The 21,471-nt window shown below is 39.7% G+C and carries 15 protein-coding genes; 8 read left to right on the top strand and 7 right to left on the bottom strand.

Features of this window, described 5'->3' with window-relative positions; all coding sequences use genetic code 11:
- Positions 1-169 precede the first annotated feature (169 nt).
- The 4 genes from ACS604_RS14475 to ACS604_RS14460 all read left to right on the top strand — a co-directional run bounded on the left by ACS604_RS14475 (position 170) and on the right by ACS604_RS14460 (position 4,179).
- Positions 170-919: an SDR family NAD(P)-dependent oxidoreductase gene (locus ACS604_RS14475; protein WP_004794009.1), complete on the top strand. Its 750-nt coding sequence runs from the start codon at positions 170-172 to the stop codon at positions 917-919.
- Between the two features lie 77 nt (positions 920-996).
- The gene (locus ACS604_RS14470; RefSeq protein WP_034596344.1) at positions 997-2,298 is read left to right on the top strand and encodes an MFS transporter; all 1,302 of its coding nucleotides are present in this window, start codon (positions 997-999) and stop codon (positions 2,296-2,298) included.
- Positions 2,299-2,318: 20 nt separating this feature from the next.
- The gene (locus ACS604_RS14465; RefSeq protein ID WP_079748303.1) at positions 2,319-3,164 is read left to right on the top strand and encodes a transketolase; all 846 of its coding nucleotides are present in this window, start codon (positions 2,319-2,321) and stop codon (positions 3,162-3,164) included.
- 10 nt (positions 3,165-3,174) lie between these two features.
- Positions 3,175-4,179, top strand: coding sequence for a transketolase family protein (locus ACS604_RS14460; protein WP_151963401.1), 1,005 nt, complete (start codon positions 3,175-3,177; stop codon positions 4,177-4,179).
- An 80-nt stretch (positions 4,180-4,259) separates the two neighbouring features.
- Here ACS604_RS14460 and metH read toward each other — a convergent pair whose 3' ends face one another.
- The gene (gene metH / locus ACS604_RS14455) at positions 4,260-7,946 is read right to left on the bottom strand and encodes a methionine synthase (protein ID WP_174739648.1); all 3,687 of its coding nucleotides are present in this window, start codon (positions 7,944-7,946) and stop codon (positions 4,260-4,262) included.
- Between the two features lie 464 nt (positions 7,947-8,410).
- Here metH and ACS604_RS14450 point away from each other — a divergent pair, with 464 nt between their 5' ends.
- Both ACS604_RS14450 and ACS604_RS14445 read left to right on the top strand, forming a co-directional pair.
- Positions 8,411-10,042: an inorganic phosphate transporter gene (locus ACS604_RS14450; RefSeq protein WP_004794004.1), complete on the top strand. Its 1,632-nt coding sequence runs from the start codon at positions 8,411-8,413 to the stop codon at positions 10,040-10,042.
- 164 nt (positions 10,043-10,206) lie between these two features.
- A complete protein-coding gene (locus ACS604_RS14445; protein WP_474772049.1) occupies positions 10,207-11,541 on the top strand; it encodes a D-serine ammonia-lyase in 1,335 nt (444 codons plus the stop codon).
- Positions 11,542-11,587: 46 nt separating this feature from the next.
- Here the strand turns inward: ACS604_RS14445 and ACS604_RS14440 are convergent, their stop codons facing one another.
- The 5 genes from ACS604_RS14440 to ACS604_RS14420 all read right to left on the bottom strand — a co-directional run bounded on the left by ACS604_RS14440 (position 11,588) and on the right by ACS604_RS14420 (position 17,430).
- Positions 11,588-13,135 (bottom strand): hypothetical protein, encoded by a 1,548-nt coding sequence (locus ACS604_RS14440; protein WP_174741456.1) that lies wholly within the window; start codon positions 13,133-13,135, stop codon positions 11,588-11,590.
- 555 nt (positions 13,136-13,690) lie between these two features.
- The gene (locus tag ACS604_RS14435; RefSeq protein WP_004793999.1) at positions 13,691-13,855 is read right to left on the bottom strand and encodes a hypothetical protein; all 165 of its coding nucleotides are present in this window, start codon (positions 13,853-13,855) and stop codon (positions 13,691-13,693) included.
- Between the two features lie 109 nt (positions 13,856-13,964).
- Positions 13,965-14,969, bottom strand: a complete 1,005-nt coding sequence (locus ACS604_RS14430) for an SUMF1/EgtB/PvdO family nonheme iron enzyme (RefSeq protein WP_474772048.1) — start codon at positions 14,967-14,969, stop codon at positions 13,965-13,967.
- Positions 14,966-16,642, bottom strand: coding sequence for an arylsulfatase (locus ACS604_RS14425; protein WP_474772047.1), 1,677 nt, complete (start codon positions 16,640-16,642; stop codon positions 14,966-14,968). The genes ACS604_RS14430 and ACS604_RS14425 overlap by 4 nt, the downstream gene beginning before the upstream one ends.
- Positions 16,643-16,812: 170 nt before the next feature.
- Positions 16,813-17,430, bottom strand: a complete 618-nt coding sequence (locus ACS604_RS14420; protein ID WP_004793994.1) for a rhomboid family intramembrane serine protease — start codon at positions 17,428-17,430, stop codon at positions 16,813-16,815.
- A 157-nt stretch (positions 17,431-17,587) separates the two neighbouring features.
- On the opposite strand from ACS604_RS14420, the gene nfuA reads away from it, so the two are divergent.
- Positions 17,588-18,226, top strand: a complete 639-nt coding sequence (gene nfuA / locus ACS604_RS14415) for a Fe-S biogenesis protein NfuA (RefSeq protein WP_004793993.1) — start codon at positions 17,588-17,590, stop codon at positions 18,224-18,226.
- A gap of 164 nt (positions 18,227-18,390) precedes the next feature.
- The gene (locus ACS604_RS14410) at positions 18,391-20,430 is read left to right on the top strand and encodes a ligand-gated channel protein (protein ID WP_474772046.1); all 2,040 of its coding nucleotides are present in this window, start codon (positions 18,391-18,393) and stop codon (positions 20,428-20,430) included.
- A gap of 22 nt (positions 20,431-20,452) precedes the next feature.
- Here the strand turns inward: ACS604_RS14410 and ACS604_RS14405 are convergent, their stop codons facing one another.
- Positions 20,453-21,460, bottom strand: coding sequence for a hypothetical protein (locus tag ACS604_RS14405; RefSeq protein ID WP_474772045.1), 1,008 nt, complete (start codon positions 21,458-21,460; stop codon positions 20,453-20,455).
- Positions 21,461-21,471 lie beyond the last annotated feature (11 nt).

The following is a 21,471-nucleotide window of genomic DNA, read 5'->3' as shown; positions in this document are numbered from 1 at the left end:
TTCACTGCTATCCATGAAATGATCCGTTTTTATCCCTAAAAGTTATTTAAAAATAGCATAGGCATGAATTTTTTTCATGCCTTGTTGAATTCGAGCTGATTGCTGGTCTTGGTAAAAAAAGAGATTCTAAGTCAGAACTCAGGATATAAAGCGTAAAAGAGGATTGAACATGTTACTACAAGGAAAAGTGGCATTAATTACCGGTGCAGCATCAGAACGTGGAATTGGGCGAGCAACTGCAGAAATCTTTGCACAACAAGGTGCTAAAGTCATTATTGTTGATTTAGATCTTACTCAAAGCCAAAACGCGGCAAAGGCAATTGGTGAAGGACATTTAGGTCTTGCTGCAAATGTTGCAAATGAAGAACAGGTCAAAGCAGCTGTTGAACAAGCACTACAGCACTACGGCAAGATTGATATTTTAATTAACAATGCAGGGATTACTCAGCCAGTTAAAACACTCGATATTCAGCGCAATGACTATGACCGTATTTTAGATGTTAGCCTGCGCGGAACACTGATTATGTCTCAAGCTGTTATTCCATCCATGAAAGCAAATGGTGGTGGAAGCATTGTGTGCTTATCTTCAGTTTCAGCGCAACGCGGCGGTGGTATTTTTGGCGGGCCACATTATAGCGCTGCCAAAGCAGGGGTATTAGGTCTGGCAAAAGCGATGGCTCGTGAGTTTGGTCCCGACCAAATTCGTGTAAATTCACTTACTCCGGGTCTAATCCATACTGATATTACTGGCGGTTTAATGAATGATGACCGCCGTCACGACATTCTTGCTGGTATTCCACTAGGGCGTTTAGGCAAAGCGCAAGACGTTGCAAATGCAGCATTATTTTTGGCAAGTGATCTGTCAGCTTACTTAACTGGCGTAACACTCGATGTAAATGGTGGCATGCTGATTCATTAAGGCTTGTCATTTAAAAACTAAAAATAGAATGATGGTCACAAGAGGATACTGTGGCCAAATGTAAAGGGATTCGCATGATGGATACAGTATTTTCATCTGAAGTAGATACGGTGGTTCGTAAATCTGCCTATCGAAAAATTGCATTTCGGCTCATGCCATTTTTAATGCTTTGTTATTTTTGTGCCTATTTAGATCGAGTAAATGTGGGTTTTGCCAAGCTCCAGATGATGAGCGATTTACAGTTTAGTGAAGCTGTATATGGGTTAGGCGCAGGGATTTTCTTTATTGGTTATTTTCTTTGTGAAGTACCAAGCAACATCGTACTCCATAAGGTAGGGGCAAGACGTTGGATTGCCCGTATCATGATTACTTGGGGCATTTTGTCAGGTTGTTTTGCCTTTGTTCAAACCGAATGGCAATTTTACACCTTACGTTTTCTGCTCGGTGTTGCTGAAGCTGGTTTGGCTCCGGGCTTGTTGCTTTACCTCACTTATTGGTTCCCGTCTTACCGCCGTGCACGTATGACAGTTCTTTGGTTTATCGCGATTCCAATTTCGGGAATGATTGGTGGGCCACTTTCAGGCTTAATCATGGACCGAATGAGCGGTGTACATGGTTGGTTTGGCTGGCAGTGGATGTTTCTTATTGAAGCCATTCCTACTGTACTTGTTGGCCTATTGGTACTCGCTGTTTTAAAAGATTCAGTTCAAGACGCCAACTGGTTAACCCAAGATGAAAAAAACTTGGTGAAGCAAGAGCTTGCTCAAGATAACCAGCACAAAGAAGGTCATGCGAGCGTTAAAGAGTTTGTCGCAGATAAACGCTTATGGTTACTGGCGGGCATCTATTTTTGTGTAGTGATGGGCCAATACGCTATTACCTTTTGGCTACCAACTCTTATTCGCAACTCAGGCATTAGTGACAACTGGCATATCGGTTTGCTCACCAGCCTGCCTTATATGTGTGCCATTGTGGTAATGATTTTGGCAGGGCGTAGCGGTGATCATTTTCAAGAACGCCGCTGGCACTTAATTATCCCGATGTGTGCAGGCGCTATAGCACTCACATTTGCGACCTTATTCGCTTCAAATCTAACGCTCTCTTTAATTTGCCTTTGCATCGCAGCTTCAGGTGTGCTGACGGCATCTTCTTTATTCTGGATGTTACCGACCAACTTTTTAGGTGGTGTTTCCGCAGCGGCAGGTATTGCCGCAGTTAATAGCTTCGCCAACCTCGCAGGCTTCTGCTCGCCTTATTTAATTGGTTGGATCACCACCAACACTGGTTCAAATGCAATCGGCATGTTCTTAATCACAGCAGTATTAATTTTCGGTGCCAGTCTGGTTCTGCGTGTTCCAGCAAAACTGGTCAATCGTTAATAAGGAAATAGTAAATGACAATGTTAAATGTTGATAAAGCAGGCCAAATTGCCGAGTTGCAACAACGTGCCTACCACATTCGCCAACATGCTTTACGTATGGGGCAAGTACAAGGTCAAGGTTATGTCGGACAAGCTTTAGGTGCCGCAGATCTACTGGCCGTATCTTATTTCCATGCAATGAAATATCAGCCAGAAAACCCTGAGTGGGAAGGCCGTGACCGTTTTTATCTTTCTATTGGGCACTATGCGATTGCACTTTATGCAGCCTTAATTGAAGCAAAAATTATCCCGCTTGAAGAACTTGAAACTTATGGAGCTGATGACAGTCGTCTACCAATGTCGGGCATGGCTTCATATACACCAGGTATGGAAATTACAGGTGGCTCATTGGGGCACGGCCTTGGAATAGCAGTCGGTGCATGTCTAGGACTGAAACAGAAAAAGTCGGATGCTTTTGTCTATAACTTATTGTCCGATGGTGAGTTAAATGAAGGCTCAACATGGGAAGCCGTAATGTCTGCTTCTCATTGGAAACTAGATAACTTGATTGCGATTATTGATGTGAATAATCAGCAGGCAGATGGGCACTCCAGCGAAATTTTAGCGTTTGAGCCCATTGTAGACCGTTGGCAGTCATTTGGTTGGTACACCCAACGCGTAGATGGCAATGACGTGGAAGCTTTACTTAAGGCATTCGACCAAGCACGAAACCATGAGGGAACATGCCCACGTGTCATTATTTGTGACACCAAGATGGGTAAGGGCGTGTCGTTCTTGGAAAGCCGCGAAAAAACTCACTTCATTCGTGTTGATGAACATGAATGGGATGACGCTTTAAATATTTTGACCCACTACGGACAGTAAGGAATACACCATGAGCCAGTTAGCCAATCCTCCTAAGAAAAAACTAACCACTTCGGCAATGATTGCTTCTATTGCTGCCGAGGGACAACCGACCAAACCTGCACCATTCGGACATGCACTGAATGCCTTGGCAAACGAGCGTGACGATATTGTGGGGTTGTCAGCAGATTTATCCAAATACACTGACCTACATATTTTTGCTAAAGAAAATCCAGACAAATTTTTCCAAATGGGTATGGCAGAACAACTTTTGATGAGTGCAGCAGCAGGACTTGCTCGTGAAGGATTTGTTCCTTTTGCAACAACTTATGCCGTATTTGCATCACGCCGTGCCTACGATTTTATTTGTATGGCAATTGCGGAAGATAACCTGAATGTCAAAATTGTAGCAGCTCTTCCGGGATTAACCACAGGCTACGGCCCAAGTCATCAGGCAACGGATGATATTGCGATTTTTCGTGCAATGCCGAACCTCATGATCATTGACCCTTGTGATGCCTTGGAAATCGAACAAGCGATTCCTCAAATTGCTGCTCATAATGGCCCTGTATATATGCGTCTATTGCGTGGGCAGGTTCCATTAGTACTCGATAAATACAATTACCAGTTTAAATTGGGTAAGGCACAGGTGATTAAACAGGGTAAGGACTTACTCATTATTTCGACTGGCTTATTGACCATGCGTGCACTTGAGGCAGCCGAAGAGCTTGAAAAAGAGGGCATTGAGGTTTCAGTGTTGCATGTACCGACCATTAAACCTTTAGATGAACAAACCATTTTGGATGAAGTCGCCAAAGGTGGCCGACCTGTTTTAACTGCCGAAAATCACTCAGTCATTGGTGGTTTAGGTGAAGCTGTCGGCTCATTACTTCTAAGAAATGGTCAACATCCTCGTTTCGATATGATTGGTTTGCCAGATGCATTTTTAGATGCAGGGGCATTACCCACTTTGCATGATCGATATGGCATCTCAACTGAGACAGTTAAAGAGAAGATTAAGGTACATTTGAAGTAAAAAGATTAAATTTTCAAATTGAAAAGGGCGTGATGGAATTTCCTTCACGCCCTCTTTTTTAAACAGGGTTATTTAATAACTTAAGCAATCGAATCATCTAAATTCGGTCCTAACCAACGCTTCGCTTCATCCAGTGTCCAACCTTTACGTTTTGCATAATCTTCAAGTTGGTCTTGAGAGATTTTACCTACGTTAAAGTATTCACTTTGTGGATGAGAATAATAGAAACCACTTACAGAAGATGGTGGCATCATTGCAAAGTGTTCAGTCAGTTTAGTACCAATTTTGTTGGTAGAGTCTAACCAGTCGAACAACACTGCTTTTTCAGAGTGCTCTGGGCAAGCAGGGTAACCTGGTGCAGGGCGAATACCGACATATTTCTCTTTAATCAGTTCTTCATTGCTGAGCTGTTCATCCGCTTTATAGCCCCAGAACTCTTTACGAATACGTTCATGTAAATGTTCTGCAAAAGCTTCGGCAAAACGGTCAGCTAGTGATTGAACTAAAATTGCAGAGTAGTCATCACCTTTGGCTTTGTATTCATTTGCCAATTCTTCTGCACCAAAAATCGATACAGTGAATCCGCCTAAGTAGTCCTGTTGTTCACGGTCAGCGCGAATGTAATCTGCCAAAGACAAGTTTGGTTTACCCGTCACTTTGTCAGATTGTTGACGTAAGTGTTCAAAAGTATGCGTAACATTTTGACCCGCTTCATCAAATACGCTGACGGTGTCCGCATCAGTGCGCTGAGCGGGGAACATACCAAATACAGCACGTGCATCAAAAAGGTTGTTGTCGATAATATCTTTCAACATTGCTTGAGCTTGGTTGTACAAATCTGTTGCAGCTTCACCAACCACTTCATCTTCTAAAATTTTCGGGAATTTACCCGCCAAGCTCCAAGAAATAAAGAATGGTGTCCAGTCAAAATATTCTACGAGTGTAGCAAGTGGGTAGTTCGTTAAAACTTGTGTTCCCAAAAGATTTGGTTTTGGTGGTACATAGCTTTCGTCAATTTTAAAACCGTTTTCAACTGACTCGCTATAAGTCAATTTGGCAGCTTTCGGCTGTTTGTTGGCTAAGCGCTCACGAATTTTGACATATTCAGCACGGTGCTCTGCAATAAAGTTTCCACGCATTTCTTTCGAAAGGAGGGTCGTTGCAACACCTACAGCACGCGAAGCATCGGCAACATAAATCACCGCATCGTTTTGATACTGAGGATCAATTTTTACTGCTGTGTGTGCTTTTGAAGTTGTTGCGCCACCAATTAATAAAGGAATGTTAAAGCCTTTACGTTGCATTTCTTTCGCAACGAATACCATCTCATCTAAAGACGGTGTGATCAGACCTGACAAACCGATGATGTCACATTTCTCATCAATTGCAGTTTGCAGGATTTTCTCGCAAGGCACCATCACGCCAAGGTCAACAATGTCGTAACCATTACAGCCCAGTACAACACCCACAATATTTTTACCAATATCGTGCACGTCGCCCTTAACCGTTGCCATCAGGACTTTACCTTTAGATTGGCTACCTGTTTTTTCAGCTTCAATGTACGGGTTGAGCCAAGCCACAGCTTGCTTCATAACACGTGCAGATTTCACAACCTGTGGTAAGAACATTTTGCCTGAACCGAACAAGTCACCAACAACGTTCATACCATCCATTAAAGCGCCTTCGATTACATCTAAAGGACGTTTGGCTTTTAGACGGGCTTCTTCGGTATCTTCATCGATGTATGTGGTAATACCTTTGACTAATGCGTATTCAAGACGTTTTTCTACAGGTTCGTTACGCCATTCAAGGTTTTCTGCTTCGCGTTGAGCACCACTATGTCCACGGAACTTTTCAGCCACTTCAAGTAGTTTTTCGGTCGCAAGTTGACCAGATTCACCTTGGTTCTGGTTTAAAACAACATCTTCAACTGCATCTTTGAGTTCTTTTGGAATATCGTCATAAATGGCCATTTGACCAGCATTTACAATACCCATAGTCATGCCTTGTTTAATGGCATGGTACAAGAACACAGAGTGAATCGCTTCACGAACAGGCTCATTTCCACGGAACGAGAACGAAACGTTCGATACACCGCCAGAAATCATGGCATGAGGTAAGTTCTGTTTAATCCAACCTGTGGCTTCAATAAAATCGACGCCATAGTTATTGTGTTCTTCAATACCAGTTGCCACCGCAAACACGTTCGGGTCAAAAATAATATCTTCAGCAGGGAAGCCTACATCGTTAACCAAAACGTCATAAGAACGTTTACAGATTTCGCGTTTACGCTCAGCAGTGTCGGCCTGACCAGTTTCATCAAAGGCCATCACAATAATTGCAGCACCATATTGTCGACACAGGCGAGCTTTTTCGACAAACTCGTCATAACCTTCTTTTAACGAAATCGAGTTAACAACAGGTTTACCTTGTACACATTTTAAGCCTGCTTCAATGATTTCCCATTTTGATGAGTCAATCATGATTGGCACACGTGAAATATCTGGCTCAGATGCCACAAGGTTTAGGAAATGTACCATCGCATTTTGCGAATCGAGCATCCCTTCATCCATATTAATGTCGATAATCTGAGCACCAGCTTCCACTTGTTGCTGTGCAACTTCTAAAGCTTCGGCAAAGTTTTCTTCACGAATTAAGCGTAAGAATTTTTTTGAACCAGTAACGTTAGTACGTTCACCCACGTTAACGAACAATGAGTCATCATAAATATTAAATGGTTCTAAACCACTTAAGCGGCAAGCTGGCTTAGTTTCAGGAATTTGACGTGGTGCAATGTCTTTTACAGCATTTGCAATAGCACGAATATGGTCTGGTGTCGTACCACAGCAACCGCCGGTAATATTGATTAAACCACTTTCTGCAAATTCTTTTAAGAAGGCAGCAGTTTGTTCTGGTGTTTCATCATATTCACCAAAAGCGTTTGGTAAACCAGCATTTGGATGAGCAGAAATGAACGTATCAGCAACATCAGATACGGTTTTAACGTGAGGGCGCATCGCATCTGCACCAAGGGCACAGTTGAAACCAATTGAAAGTAAGTCACCATGACGTACAGAGTTCCAGAACGCTTCGGCAGTTTGACCTGTTAAGGTACGACCTGAGGCATCGGTAATGGTCCCTGAAATCATGAGTGGTAATTCATGACCAATTTGCTTAAAGACTTCTTTCACCGCAAAAATTGCAGCTTTACAGTTTAATGTATCAAAAACGGTTTCAATCAGAATGATATCTGCACCGCCTTCAATCAGCGCATGAGTTGCCTCAATATAGTTTTCTTTTAGTTCATCAAAAGTAATGTTACGAAAAGCAGGGTCATTTACATTCGGTGAAATTGAACAGGTACGCGATGTTGGACCGAGTACACCTGCCACAAAACGCGGTTTATCTGGAGTTGAATATTTTTCACAAGCTGCTTTAGCTAAACGTGCTGCTTCACGGTTAATCTCTGAAACAAGATCTTCCATGTGGTAGTCAGACATTGAAACACGCGTGCCGTTAAAGCTGTTGGTTTCAATAATGTCTGCGCCTGCATCAAGATAAGCTTCATGAATACCTTGAATGATTTCGGGTTGAGTTAGCACAAGAAGGTCATTGTTACCTTTTAAGTCATGTGCCCAATCGGCAAAACGCTCACCACGGTAGTCGGCTTCTTCTAGTTTATGGCGTTGAATCATGGTACCCATCGCACCATCAATAATCAGAATGCGTTTGGCAAGAAGCGCTTTTAGGGTGGCAAGCGTGGACATAGAAAACCCCGATATTGTACAAATTTAAAAATGCGGCGCTATTGTAACAGAATAGTTGCGCATTTGATGAGCTATAACGACCCATCATTCACTTGTAATAGATTCATTAGAAAAACGGCTTTTATGACAAATGAAGACTGTTTTTTCATCAAATATTCATAAAATGATCATGATATTGAAATATTTCATCTCCAATATTCCGTTTTATGACAATTGTGCTGTTTAAAAAACAAGCATTCGAGTGATTTTTTATATATTTTTGCTTTAAAAATAGTCATAAATAAGGAAGATGTAAAGTGATTTAAATTATTGTATTTTAATAAAAAAATAAATTTTATAGAGGAAAGGTGCATCAAATGAGGTCAAAATATGAAAAATTGACTTCATCAGGCGCTGCTTTGTCATATAATTGTCATAATTTAATTTAAGAATACAGAGGATTTTTTTATCCTCTTACCGTCTGCATGAATTCTAATCTACCCCCTGTTTCGGATTCAAAACTTGCGGCAAACCTGCAAGTCAAATCGACGAATGTGCATGTCCCGACACCTAAGTTTTTTATGCCGGTGTTTCTGACGATTATTGTTGCAACACTTATTTATATTGGATTTCAGGTGAGTGCTGATTTAGCACATGTACCACCTTTGAGTCTTTATTCGGTTATCCTTTTATCTACTGCACTCTTGATTGCTTTAGGCTTTGAGTTTGTAAATGGCTTCCACGATACTGCAAATGCAGTGGCAACAGTGATTTACACCAATGCTTTACCTGCACCAGTTGCAGTCATGTGGGCAGGTTTTTGTAATTTTCTTGGGGTAATGGTTGCAAGCGGCGCAGTCGCTTACGGCATTATTGCATTGTTGCCTGTTGAACTGATTATGAACATGGGTAGCGGTGCAGGCTTCGCAATGGTTTTTGCGCTCCTTATTGCTGCAATTCTCTGGAACTTAGGTACTTGGTTCTTGGGTATTCCTGCTTCTAGTTCTCATACCTTGATTGGTTCAATCTTGGGTGTGGGCATTATGAACCATCTGTTGAGTGCATCGACTGGCGTAACCACCAGTGGTGTTGATATGGATCAGGTGATTAAAGTCGGTAAGGCATTATTATTTTCGCCTTTAATTGGTTTTGCTTTTGCAGCGATTGTTTTCTTGTTGGTTAAAACTGTTTTTAAACGCCAATTAGAATTATTCCAACCGCCAGAAGGTAATAAACCACCACCAGCAATCATTCGTGCAATTTTAATCTTTACCTGTACAGGTGTAAGTTTTGCACATGGTTCTAATGACGGTCAAAAAGGTATGGGTCTCATCATGCTGATTTTGGTTGGTCTGGTGCCGTTGGCTTATTCATTAAATAAAAACCTTGATACACAACAAGTTCAATCATTCCATCAGCTTTCTTCTCAAACTGCCGTATTTTTGAATCAAAATCAGCCAGAATTAACCGATGAAAAAGCGCGTGTTATTCTGACTAAATATATTCAAACTAAAGAGCAAACTCCAGAAGTAGTGCCTGCATTGGCAAGCATGACTGACCACTTGGGTGAGCGAGTTTCTAGCTATAACAACTTAAAAGACATTCCAGAAGCTGCAATTAGCGAAATTCGTAATGACATGTATTTAAGTACAACCTCGTTTAAGCGTTTGGATAAAGCGAATGCATTACCAAAAATGGATCAGTCACAAGAAAAACTTGTGAAAGAATACCGTAGTAGCTTAGATTCATTCTTACAATACATTCCAACTTGGGTGAAAGTAGCAGTTGCTTTGGCACTTGGCTTAGGCACCATGGTAGGTTGGAAACGTATTGTTGTGACTGTAGGTGAGCGTATTGGTAAGCATCATATGACTTATGGTCAGGGGATGTCTGCTGAGCTTGTAGCAATGAGTACAATTGCTGCTGCTGATGGTTTAGGTATGCCTGTTTCAACAACACATGTTTTAAATAGTGCTGTTGCAGGTACCATGGTCGCGAATAGATCAGGCTTAAACTTCAATACAGTTAAAACAATTTTATCTGCATGGGTATTTACACTTCCTGCAACAATCTGTTTATCAGGCGGTTTGTACTGGTTATTCTTACAGTTTGTATAAAAGCATTTAAAACATTAAAGCCACTGTACACAGTGGCTTTTTTATTTGTTTCTTTTTTAAGTTCAGTCTATTTTCATGTACATTCAATTATAAATTAACAAGTCGTTATATAGCATCAAGCAGCTTTAAAAGCTGGGCTTAAAACTTTGATATCAGGATAGATTATGGATGCGGTTCAAATAGATCAGCTAAAACAGCAATTTCCACTTATTGAGACACTGCAAGCCTATCAAGAGATATTTTGGTTTACACCTCATCGCTATCCTTTAATAGAAGCTTTAGAAAAAGTTGGACTCACAGCAGACGATGTAAGTGACGCGGAAGCAAGGCTAGCGCGTTTTGCGCCTTATTTAGCAAAAGTGTTTCCTGAAACTCAAGCACAACATGGAAAAATTGAATCAGATATCGTTGAAATTCCGAAAATGCAGCAAGCACTTTCTTCAACACAAAAAGTGCAACTGAGTGGAGCATTCTGGCTAAAAAAAGATAGTCATTTACCTATTTCTGGTTCAATTAAAGCGCGTGGTGGTATTTATGAAGTCTTGGCTCACGCTGAAAAATTGGCTATTGAGGCAGGGCTTCTCAAGTTTGAAGACGATTACACTAAACTCGACCAAGACGCATTTCGAACGTTTTTTTCTAAGTATCAAATTGCAGTAGGTTCTACAGGTAACTTAGGGCTTTCTATTGGCATTATGAGCGCCAAACTGGGTTTTAGAGTCACAGTCCACATGTCGGCTGATGCGAGACAGTGGAAGAAAGACAAACTACGTTCACTAGGCGTCAATGTTGTGGAATATGCCAGTGACTATGGCGTAGCGGTTGAAGAGGGAAGAAAAGCCGCAGAGCAAGACCCACACTGTTTTTTCATTGATGATGAAAACTCAAAAACATTATTTTTAGGCTATGCAGTTGCAGGAATACGCCTAAAACAGCAATTTAAGCAAAAACAGATTAAAGTTGATGCTGAGCATCCCTTATTTGTTTATTTGCCGTGTGGCGTCGGTGGTGGCCCAGGTGGGGTGAGTTTTGGGTTAAAACTGGCTTTTGGTGAGCACGTACATTGTATTTTTGCTGAACCCACACATTCGCCTTGCATGTTACTTGGTGTCCACACAGGCTTGCATGATCAGATTTCAGTAAATGACATTGGCCTCGATAACGTAACCGCCGCAGATGGACTTGCAGTAGGGCGTGCTTCAGGTTTTGTTGGGCGTGCTATGCAACAGTTAATTGATGGCTATTACACCATTCACGATGAACGTTTGTATGAACTCATAGCACTTCTAAATCAAACTGAAAATATTCAGCTTGAGCCTTCAGCAGTGGCAGGAATGATGGGGCCATATTATGTTCAGACGAGTCCTGATTATTTGGCTTTACATCAACTATCAGCTGATAAATTAAAACAGGCAAATCATGTGGTATGGGCGACAGGAGGCGGTATGGTGCCACCTGATGAAATGCAAAAATATCTATCACACTTTCAAAATAAATAGAAAAACTCAGAAAAAAGCCCAATTCTAGAATTGGGCTTTAATCAAATTATTTTCTAGATGATTTTCCAAAAGGTAGTTTTTCGGTTGCAAAGCCATAGATCGCAGCAAAAGGCAGGGCAGTTCTTGCTAAATAAGCAACACGCCATAAGCCGCCGTGATTAGCACCTTCCATCATGAGTTCAAGCGGATGGTCTAGTTCAGTTTCAGGATTTGCCACAGAAGACTCATTTCTTAAGTCATGAATCCAGAGTGCCGCCATAATGGCATTGGTCGTTTCAGGGCTAAATGCTTCTACATCAAAAAGCTCTGCACCATTAAAAGCTGCTTTCAATAATGGATTTTTAGTCACAGAGTGAGTCGTTGTAGATGGAGCAATATTAATACTTACGTGTTGCCCTTGATGACGGGCCAAAATAGCACGCCATTGTTGAATGCGTTTTGCCAAAGCATAGTTTGGGCCTTGTTCAACCACTAGACAGTCGGCAATACCATAAGTTTTTCCATTTTCACAATCAATCAGGTCTTGATATGGCGCTTGGAAAAAACGATTTAAGGAAAGTGTAGAAACACCTTTCACCGCCATTTTTTGTAGTTTTGTGCGTGATTTAAATTTTTGTTGTGCAGCTTTTGCTACTTCTTTAGGAACTGCATAAACATCGGTTGGCGTACACATAAACATAAGGCTCGTATCAGACTTATGCTCGCTCACATATTGCATAATGCTATCCATTGCCATGGATACACGAACATGCTTTTCACCATCTAAATAGGCGATTGCGGCCAAATCTAACTTTTGTGGAAACTGAACTAGCCACTGTGCAATTTCTGGTAATTGAGTCAATAAATTTGCACCCAATTTATCTCTTAATTCAGAAACTTTTGCTGATGAATCAACTTGTTCAACGCTTGGAGCAATCAGAGTTGCGTTTCCTTTTTGAATCGTATGTAAAATTTTGCCCCAGACACGTGGGTTTGGTAAGTCGACAGCAATAATATTTGCTTTCCACTTCGCTAACCAAGGTAGAGGACCAGCTTCTGAAGCCGCACCAAACAACACCATGGTACGGTCAGATAAATCAAACCATTCTGGGTGTGCAGTAGCTTCACGCAAAGCTTTTGCATGACTTGGTTCAATAATACCGGCCTCTTCCCAACTTTGAATTTGGTCTAGTAAGCTTTGTCCACTGAGCTTTTGCCCTTTGTAAGGAACATACCATTCTGGAGCTGCATCACTTTCACCTTTAAGTTTTACTGTATGAAGGGGTGTGGATGAAGCAATATGAACTGCATCTTTTAAAAGATAATGTTTACTATCACGGTAATAGTCAAAAATATGGTGAGCTTTATGCAAACCTTGCTTAGCAATAGTAATTGGGTTGCTACTATTTGAAATTCCTTGCTTAACAAGCGCTTTAAAATAAATAGGGTAGTTTTTTCGCCAGTTTTTTTCATTCAACACTTGTTGCGCGGTTTTATTATCTACAACAGATAAAGCCTCTGATAAAATCTCTTGGCCTGTAAGAGACGTGCTTTGTTTTTTGGTTGAGGCGTGTACTGGAAATTGTAGACCTTCGACTTGACTTGTGCTGGACATAAAATATCTCGTTATACGACTGGGTTAATATACAGATGTATACATTATCTATGCCAATGAAAGGAAACGAGTGGCAATAACTGACAAAATAATATTGATTATTTATGTGATGAAACATGAAAGAGTGATTTATTATGATAAATCCATCTCATTTTGGCCTTAATTTTTTTCACATTTTTAGAACATTTTTATAGACTTACGTTACATAAATGATTATTTTGTATTAAGCAAATACATCAGTTTTAACCTGAAGGTAAAATGTTCAAAATGTATCAATAATACAGATGCAGAAATGATTAAAAACTAGACTTTTTTCTTAAAGGATAAGAGAAGTCAGACGGAATAAGAAAGAATTGGGGTGAAACTAGATAGAAGACAACGTAAGATTGTCTTTTAAAAATCTTGGGGATATGGTGATTTTTTTACACCATAATTTTCTAGTTTCATCCCATCTATTTTTGGGTTGGAACCCACTATTTTTGTACTCAGTTTATCATTTAATCAAACTCTATTTCTTTAACGTAACTTCAAAATTACTTTAAGAATGGAGTGGTTCTAACAGCGTCCTTTTTTAGCTTGTCCTGGTGGGCAAAAGTCTCCCGGATGATTGTGATAAGGTGAATCTGGATCAATCACAATACTACCTTCAGGTGTATGGACTGCACAGGCTGATAGTGACATTGTGAAAATTGCTGCTGCACAAAGAAGTAAAGTTTTCATCTTGTTCTCACTTTTTTATCATTCTCACTTGTACTATAAAAACATTTTGATTATTTTTCGATCTAATTTTGGTTAAAAAACATCTTTAATAAGTCTAATTAAGAAGAAATTAAGGAGACCGTAAAATAGTTCGAAATCCAACATGCGTTGCAGCTAAATCAAAATCCTGAGGGTAGCGACTGCTGTTTCGATAACGCGAACAATAATTTTGAGCACATAGAAAAGATCCGCCTTTAATTACATATTGTGTACTCGCAATTTGCTGTTGTCTTAAATCAGAATAATTTCCCATATGTTGGTCATGGGCACCTTGATACGGTGAAGATGTCCATTCCCATACATTTCCAATCGTATCAAATAGTTTGAAATCGTTTGGCGCAAAACATCCAACGGGTGCCACATCTTTAAAGTGATCTTGATTTAGGTTTTGAAAAGGGAATTCACCTTGCCAGTAATTTGCTTGTGGATGTTGGTGTTTATCGGTAGGCGCTTGATGTAAGGGTGTATCAGTTTTTGAATCGGCTTTAGCTGCATATTCCCATTCTAGTTCCGTTGGTAAATCATGTCCGAGCCAGACTGCATAATGTTCAGCATCGTTTTTACTTACATATCGCACAGGTTCATTCGGAGTAGCTACTGCACCATTACTGCCATTGGGGGTTTTCCAAGTATACCCTGATTTTAGCTGCCACCATTGCTGTGGATGATGAGGATCTGGTGAGAAAACAGCAGCCTGCTTTTGTTTTTCGGCATCGGTAATATAGTCCGTTGCTTCTACGAAACTTGCAAATTGAGCAACGGTAACTTCAGTCTGATCAATCCAGAATCCTTTGACTTCTCGTTGTTTTTTTCCAAAATTCAGTTCATCTGGATAGGCTTTTTCAGAACCAAAATTAAAATGCCCATCGGCAATTAAAACCATCCCAGCTGTTGGCTGTTTAAGCCAACCTTGAGGTAGTCCTGTGTAGTGTTGACACTTTTCAATAGAGCCCAAGTCGGCTAAAGAATTTGGCTTTTGAGTCGAAGAGGAAGACTCAGAAGTTTTTGAAGATTGGCTACAGCCCGTCATAAAAGACAGGCTGATTGTGATCGCTAAAAATGGTTTTAATCTCATTTGGTGTTATATTCCTGCACACCATTTTTCTCAGTATACTTTTCATAGACCGATAAGAGTTCTTGAACTTTTGCTGGGTAAAGCTGCGCAACATTGTGCTTTTCTCCACGATCAGTGGCAATGTTATATAGCTCCCAAGTTTCTGTACCTAACTCAGGGCGTCCTTGAAGGGCAATTTTCCATTCGCCTTGTTTTGCATATTTACTGCCATGTAATTCATCAGCAAAGCTGAAATTAGCAGGGCGAATGGTAGTGGTTTTATTTTCAAGTAAAGGCTTCCATGAAATCCCTGATGGCGTATTAATGGTTCGACCATTGTATTGGCCTTGAGGTACTGGAATATGAGCATATTCTAATAGGGTTGGGAAAACATCGAGTACAGATGCAAAGCTATGATTGGTTTCTTCTGCTTTTTTCTGGTTCGGTAATTTCACAATAGCAGGGGCAGTCGTTGCACCTTCACCAGCTGTATCTTTCCATAAGTGGAAAGGCGCCGCACTGACCTCGGCCCAACGTGGTCCAATATAGTGATATGAAGTTGGTGTTCCCACATTTGCTACAGAGTTATCAAAACCAGATTCACTACCATATCCGCCACGTACAAAACCTTCTGCGCCATTGTCAGAAACAAAGAAAATTAAAGTATTGTCATAAAGATTATTTTGTTTGAGATATTGAATAATACGGCCTACATTAGCATCGAGGTTTTCTACCATGCCTGCGTAGATTTCCATTTTACGGGCTTCTAGAGCCTTTTGTTCGGCTGTTAACTCATCCCATTTTCCATATTTTTGTGGGGCATTTTGAGTTGCAATTGGTTCTGCTGCCTCAAAGTTTGTAGGGATAATACCAAGCTGTTTTTGCTTAGCAATACGTGCGTTACGTATAGCATCGTAACCGACATCATAAACTCCGCGATATTTTTCACGGTATTCAGCAGGTGCTTGAATTGGCCAGTGAGGCGCCGTATAGGCAGCATAAGCAAAGAACGGTTTGCCACTATTTTTGCCTGAGTCTAAGTAGCTTAGTAATTTATCGGTAAAATAATTTGTCGAGAAAAAGTCATCTGGCAAAGCGGAAACAGGAATAACTTGACCATCTTCTGTATAAGTTGAATTTCGTTTAAATGCACTTGGCGCTTGCTTAAAGTGGTGATCTAGACCTTGTAATAAAGTAAATGAATGATCAAAACCTTTTGCATGTGCATTTGTTTCCGGAGTTAGCCCTAAGTGCCATTTACCGCTGATGTACGTGCGGTAACCATTATCTTTAAGTACTTGAGCGATAGATAAAGAGCGTTCATTTAAATATCCCTCGTAGCCTGGTTGTCCTTTCAAATGTTCTGGTGTGAGTTCAGCCATTGCCCCAATACCAGCTAAATGGTGATCAGTACCAGAAATGAGTTGAGAGCGTGTTGGAGAACAGGTCGGGGCAGTATGATAATCCGTTAAAAGGCGGCCTTCTTGAGCCAAACTATCAATATTAGGGGTATGAATTTCACCACCGAAAGCCCCTAAATCTGAATAGCCTAAGTCATCAGCCATAATAAATAAGATATTCGGTTGCTTAGGTGTGGTTGCTACATTTTCTTGATTATCGTTGTCATTACATCCAGCTAAAGATAAGCTAAATAAAGCAATGGAAAGGCTAGATAAAATTGCTTTGTACTTCATTGTATCATCTGAATTATTAAAAGAATTGGGACGAGTTTAATCAGATGGTTTTTGCAATCAAAACAAAGAAAAGATCAAAGATAATCAGAAAAAAGACTGAGAATTTATAGTGATAAATTAATGAGAAAAAAAGAAAAGCCCACTAAGGACTTTCCTTTGATTTATATTCCTTAGAAAGGAAGGCGTGTAAGTTGGTCTAAGAAATGCGGAATAACTTTTGGTTCAAGTAAAATTGTTACGATGATTCCGTAAGCCGCACCCCATAAATGAGCACTATGGTTAATATGAGTATTACCACGCTTACCAGCCCAAATACTGTATGCCACATATAAAATTGCAAAAATAATAGCGGGTACAGGAATGAAAAATACGAAAATGAGCTTCCACGGCTGGAATAGGATATAAGCAAATAACACTGCCGAAACAGCACCTGAGGCTCCTAGGCTAGCCCAATTCGCATCATTTTTATGCTGTAAATAGCTCGGTAAAATCGCGAAGATTAAGCCACCTAAATAGAACAACACAAAACCCATGTCATAGAAATATTGGCGATAAAAACTTTCAATAATACTGCCAAAGAAAAACAGGGTAATCATGTTGAAAAGTAGATGTGTTCCATCGGCATGGATAAAGCCATGAGTAATGAAGCGATCAATCTGTCCACGTTGCATTGCAGGTGGCCAAAAAATCAGCCGGTTCATCACGTTTTGGTTGCTAAAAGCAATTAAAGAGATAATGACCGTAATAATAATAAGAGTAACTGTATGGTTAAATGGCAAATGCAACATAAGAAATATTTAAAAAATGATCAATACTGGCTCAATAATGCCATTAAAAACTTAAGTTGAAACCCTGTTGTGTATAAATCCGACAAATTTAGTTGATTTTTTTTAAATCCACCTCATCTTCGGTTAATATAAAGGCATCAGCTTGAGGAATATTGTTATGTCGACTGAGAACACCAACACTGCTGTTGCAGAAGAAATTCCAAACCTTTTGATTACACCATCTGCACAAGAGTATTTGCACGATTTATTAACGAAGCAAAATACTCCGGGAATTGGCGTTCGAGTTTTTGTTGAACATCCGGGTACGCCACGTGCAGAATGTTGTATGGCATATAGTGCACCAGAAGAAGTGATCCCAACGGATTATAAACAGGACTATCCTGATTTTCCTGCGTATATTGATGCGCCATCTATTCCTTATCTTTTAGATGCTGTAATCGATTACAACAAGGACCGTTTTGGTGGTCAGCTCACTTTCCGTGCACCAAATTCTAAGGTTCCACGTGTTGGTCCAGATGCTTCGATTGAAGAACGTATTACTTACATTCTTCAAGCAGAAATTAACCCAGGTCTTGCAGGGCATGGCGGAAATTGTAGTTTGGTAGAAGTACAAGATGACCCAGAACACGGTTTAACTGCTGTATTAAAATTTGGTGGTGGTTGCCAAGGCTGTTCGGCAATTGACGTTACCTTGAAACAGGGCGTTGAAACTACTTTAAGAGAGCAGATTCCTGAGCTTCAACGTGTGGTCGACCAAACAGACCATACACAAGCTGAAGGTGCTTATTTCAAATAATTAAATTATTTGAAAAGTAAAATAAAAAAGCCTCGCAATGAGGTTTTTTTATTGTTTGTAATTGAAAATAATTATCACTATTATTTATTTTTATATTTAAATTTGTTACATTTGTTTAAGCAAAACTTAATATTTATTCATAATTTAATCTGTTGGAGCAGGATATGACTAACCGTATTTTCCAGTCTGTACTATCAATTTCAGTACTTACAGTAATGTTTCCTGCGGCTTATGCCGCTGAAAAAGAAAATATTTTAGTTGATTCTTCCAGCGAAAATAAAAAAGGTATTGAGGTCGCGCAATTAGAAAAAATAGTTGTTACAGCAAGTGGTTTTGAACAAGATGTAAAAAAAGCAGCTGCTTCTATTTCAGTTTTAACTCAAGATGAAATTAATAAAAAAGCATATCGTGATGTGACTGATGCCCTTAAAGACGTGCCTGGTGTAGTCGTTACAGGAGGGGGAAGTTCAAGTGATATTAGTATTCGTGGAATGGGAAGTGCTTACACTCTTATTATGGTTGATGGTAAGAAAGTGAATACACGTTCTGTACGACCTAACAGTGATAACTCAGGTATTGAGCAAGGTTGGTTGCCAGGAATTGAAAGTATCGAACGCATTGAAGTTATTCGTGGTCCAATGTCTGGCCTATACGGTTCAGATGCCATGGGCGGTGTGATTAATATTATTACTAAAAAAGTCGCCGATGTATGGAGCAGTTCAGTTAAGTTAGACACAACAATTCAAGAAAATAATAAATCTGGGAATCTTTACCAAGCCAATACTTATGTGTCAGGACCATTAATTAAGAATCTACTTGGATTAAAAGCAAATGGCACTTTTTCACAAAGAGATGAAGACGAAATTATCGGGGGGTATAACAAACAAAAAATTCGTGCAGGAGGAGCAACTTTAAGTCTTACACCAAATGATCAACATACCATTGAACTGGAATATCAGCGTTCTATCCAGAATCGTAATGCAACAATTGGAAAAACAGTTTCACCTGTCCAAACTGGTCGTAATCCACCAGCAGATTCATTAACAGACTATTACCGTACAGAATATAGTTTAACGCACCGTGGTGATATTGGTCCTGTGAAGACCCATTCTTATATTCAACGTGAAGAAAATAAGAACCCTTCTAGAAATATGGAAGCTGTAAATACTACATTCAACACGCTTAACCAGATCACACTAGCAAATCATGCGCTTAGTGTTGGCGGGAGCTATTTAAAAGAAGAGTTAGACGATTTAGGTAACCAGTTGAAGGTTGGTGGATCACAACCTGTTTCTAATTTAGACCGCTATAGCTGGGCGCTATTTGCAGAAGATGCATGGAATATTATTGATCCCTTTACTTTAACAATGTCTTTACGTATGGATCAGGACGAAAAATTTGGAGATCATTTCAGTCCTAAACTATACGGGGTATGGACTTTAAATGATAACTGGATCATTAAAGGCGGTGTATCAACAGGCTATAAAACACCTGCCTTAAGAGCGACTGTAGCAGAATGGGGGCAAGCTACAGGGGGGAGCAGTTCCGCAGGTGTAATTGTTGGTAATCCAGATTTAAAGCCTGAAAAAAGTACAAACTATGAGCTCTCATTCTCTTGGGATAACTTAGACAACTTAAATGCTGGCTTAACAATCTTTAATAGTGAATTTAAAGATAAAATTACAGAAGTCAGAACGTGCTCAGGAGATGCAGGTAGCTATAATTGTGATTGGTTAGGTACAAAATTTGATTTTGTCAGTCAACGCACAAATGTGGATAAGGCGTCTATGAGAGGTGTTGAAGCGACGTTTGGATGGTTGCTTTCGCCAGATTTAAAAATGAATGCTAATTATACTTATACCGATACTGAGCAAAAAAGTGGTCAATTTAAAGGCCAACCTTTAAACGAAATGCCAGAACATATGTTTAATACCACTTTTGATTGGCAAGTTAATGACTTAGTAAATATGTGGAGCCGTTTGAATTTCCGTAGCAAAACCTCTGAATATTTAAGTCGAACATCAATGGCTGAAGGAAAGCCTGCTTATGGACTGATTGATGTTGGTATGAACTATAAACCGACTGACAAAATCCAAGTTGCGGCAGGGATTTATAACTTATTTGATAAAGACATTGATGTGGCAACTTATAATTATGTTTTAGACGGACGTCGTTATAATTTAGGAATTATTTATAAATTTTAATTAGTTAAATAACAAAGGCGCTTTAAGCGCCTTTGTTATTTATAATATTTAATGCTTTTTCAGAATAATAAAATTTCTCTAGGTAAACACGAGCACGGCGTCTTAAATGCCCCGTTGTAACTAATTGCTGTAATATAGGAACAAGCAACTGAGTCAGTTCATGTTGAATTAAACTTTCATTAATATTGAGATCACGAAGTAGCAAGTCAAAATTACGTTCCTGATTTCGAACATACCACGTGTAAATACCATCATGGACTTGTTGTTTCAGGTAAGAAGTTTGGCGAATGTGATCCCAAATCTCGTGTCCTAAACCAACAGTTTTTGATAAATCTTGAACTTCTATATAGTTTTTTAAAACAGAAAGTGGCATAGATTTAACTTTATGCCAAATATTTGCCTGAAAATGATAGAGCTTATCATTGTCAAAATGTTGGTTTAAAACGCGCTCACTCATTTGACTCAATTTTAAAATATTCTTTTGCAAATAATGATTAATCGTGTCGTCTAGATTTGAATCAGTCACTGTTTCTAGAACAGATTTCCCCATTTTCATAAAACGGCCTACACCCGGCACACGTTTTGACATAGATTCATCTAAGTAATCATGCATTGTTTGTTGAATCAATTGAGTCAAGAGTGCTGAAAATGCAGGATTATTCACAATCGTTTTAATGATTTTTTTACGATGCTGTTCTTTACTTGCAACGTATTGCGCAATTCCATCAATTGTTAAAACAGGAATAACATCTTCAATTGTTGTATTTTCATTGGCTGGATGAATAAGTGCAAAGCGAATATGTTCTGCAATTTGTTCAAGCAGAAAATCAGAAGCAGGAGTTTCTAAAATCTGCTTTTGAATCAGTTGCTGGATTTGTTCAAAGGTCCAGAGGTGCTGTAGTTGCCGACTACCCAACCAATGATAAAATTGCTCAAATTCTTGTTGAATAATTTGGGGCTGAGCAAATTCCTCATCTAAAAAATCAAGATGAGCTTCAATGAGTTTTTCTATAAGCGGTTGGGTAGACATAAGGTCTCACA

This window comes from Acinetobacter sp. Li1LvA2, assembly GCF_056156705.1.
Note: the sequence above shows the minus strand (reverse complement) of the source record. Positions and strands in the feature narration are given on the sequence as shown.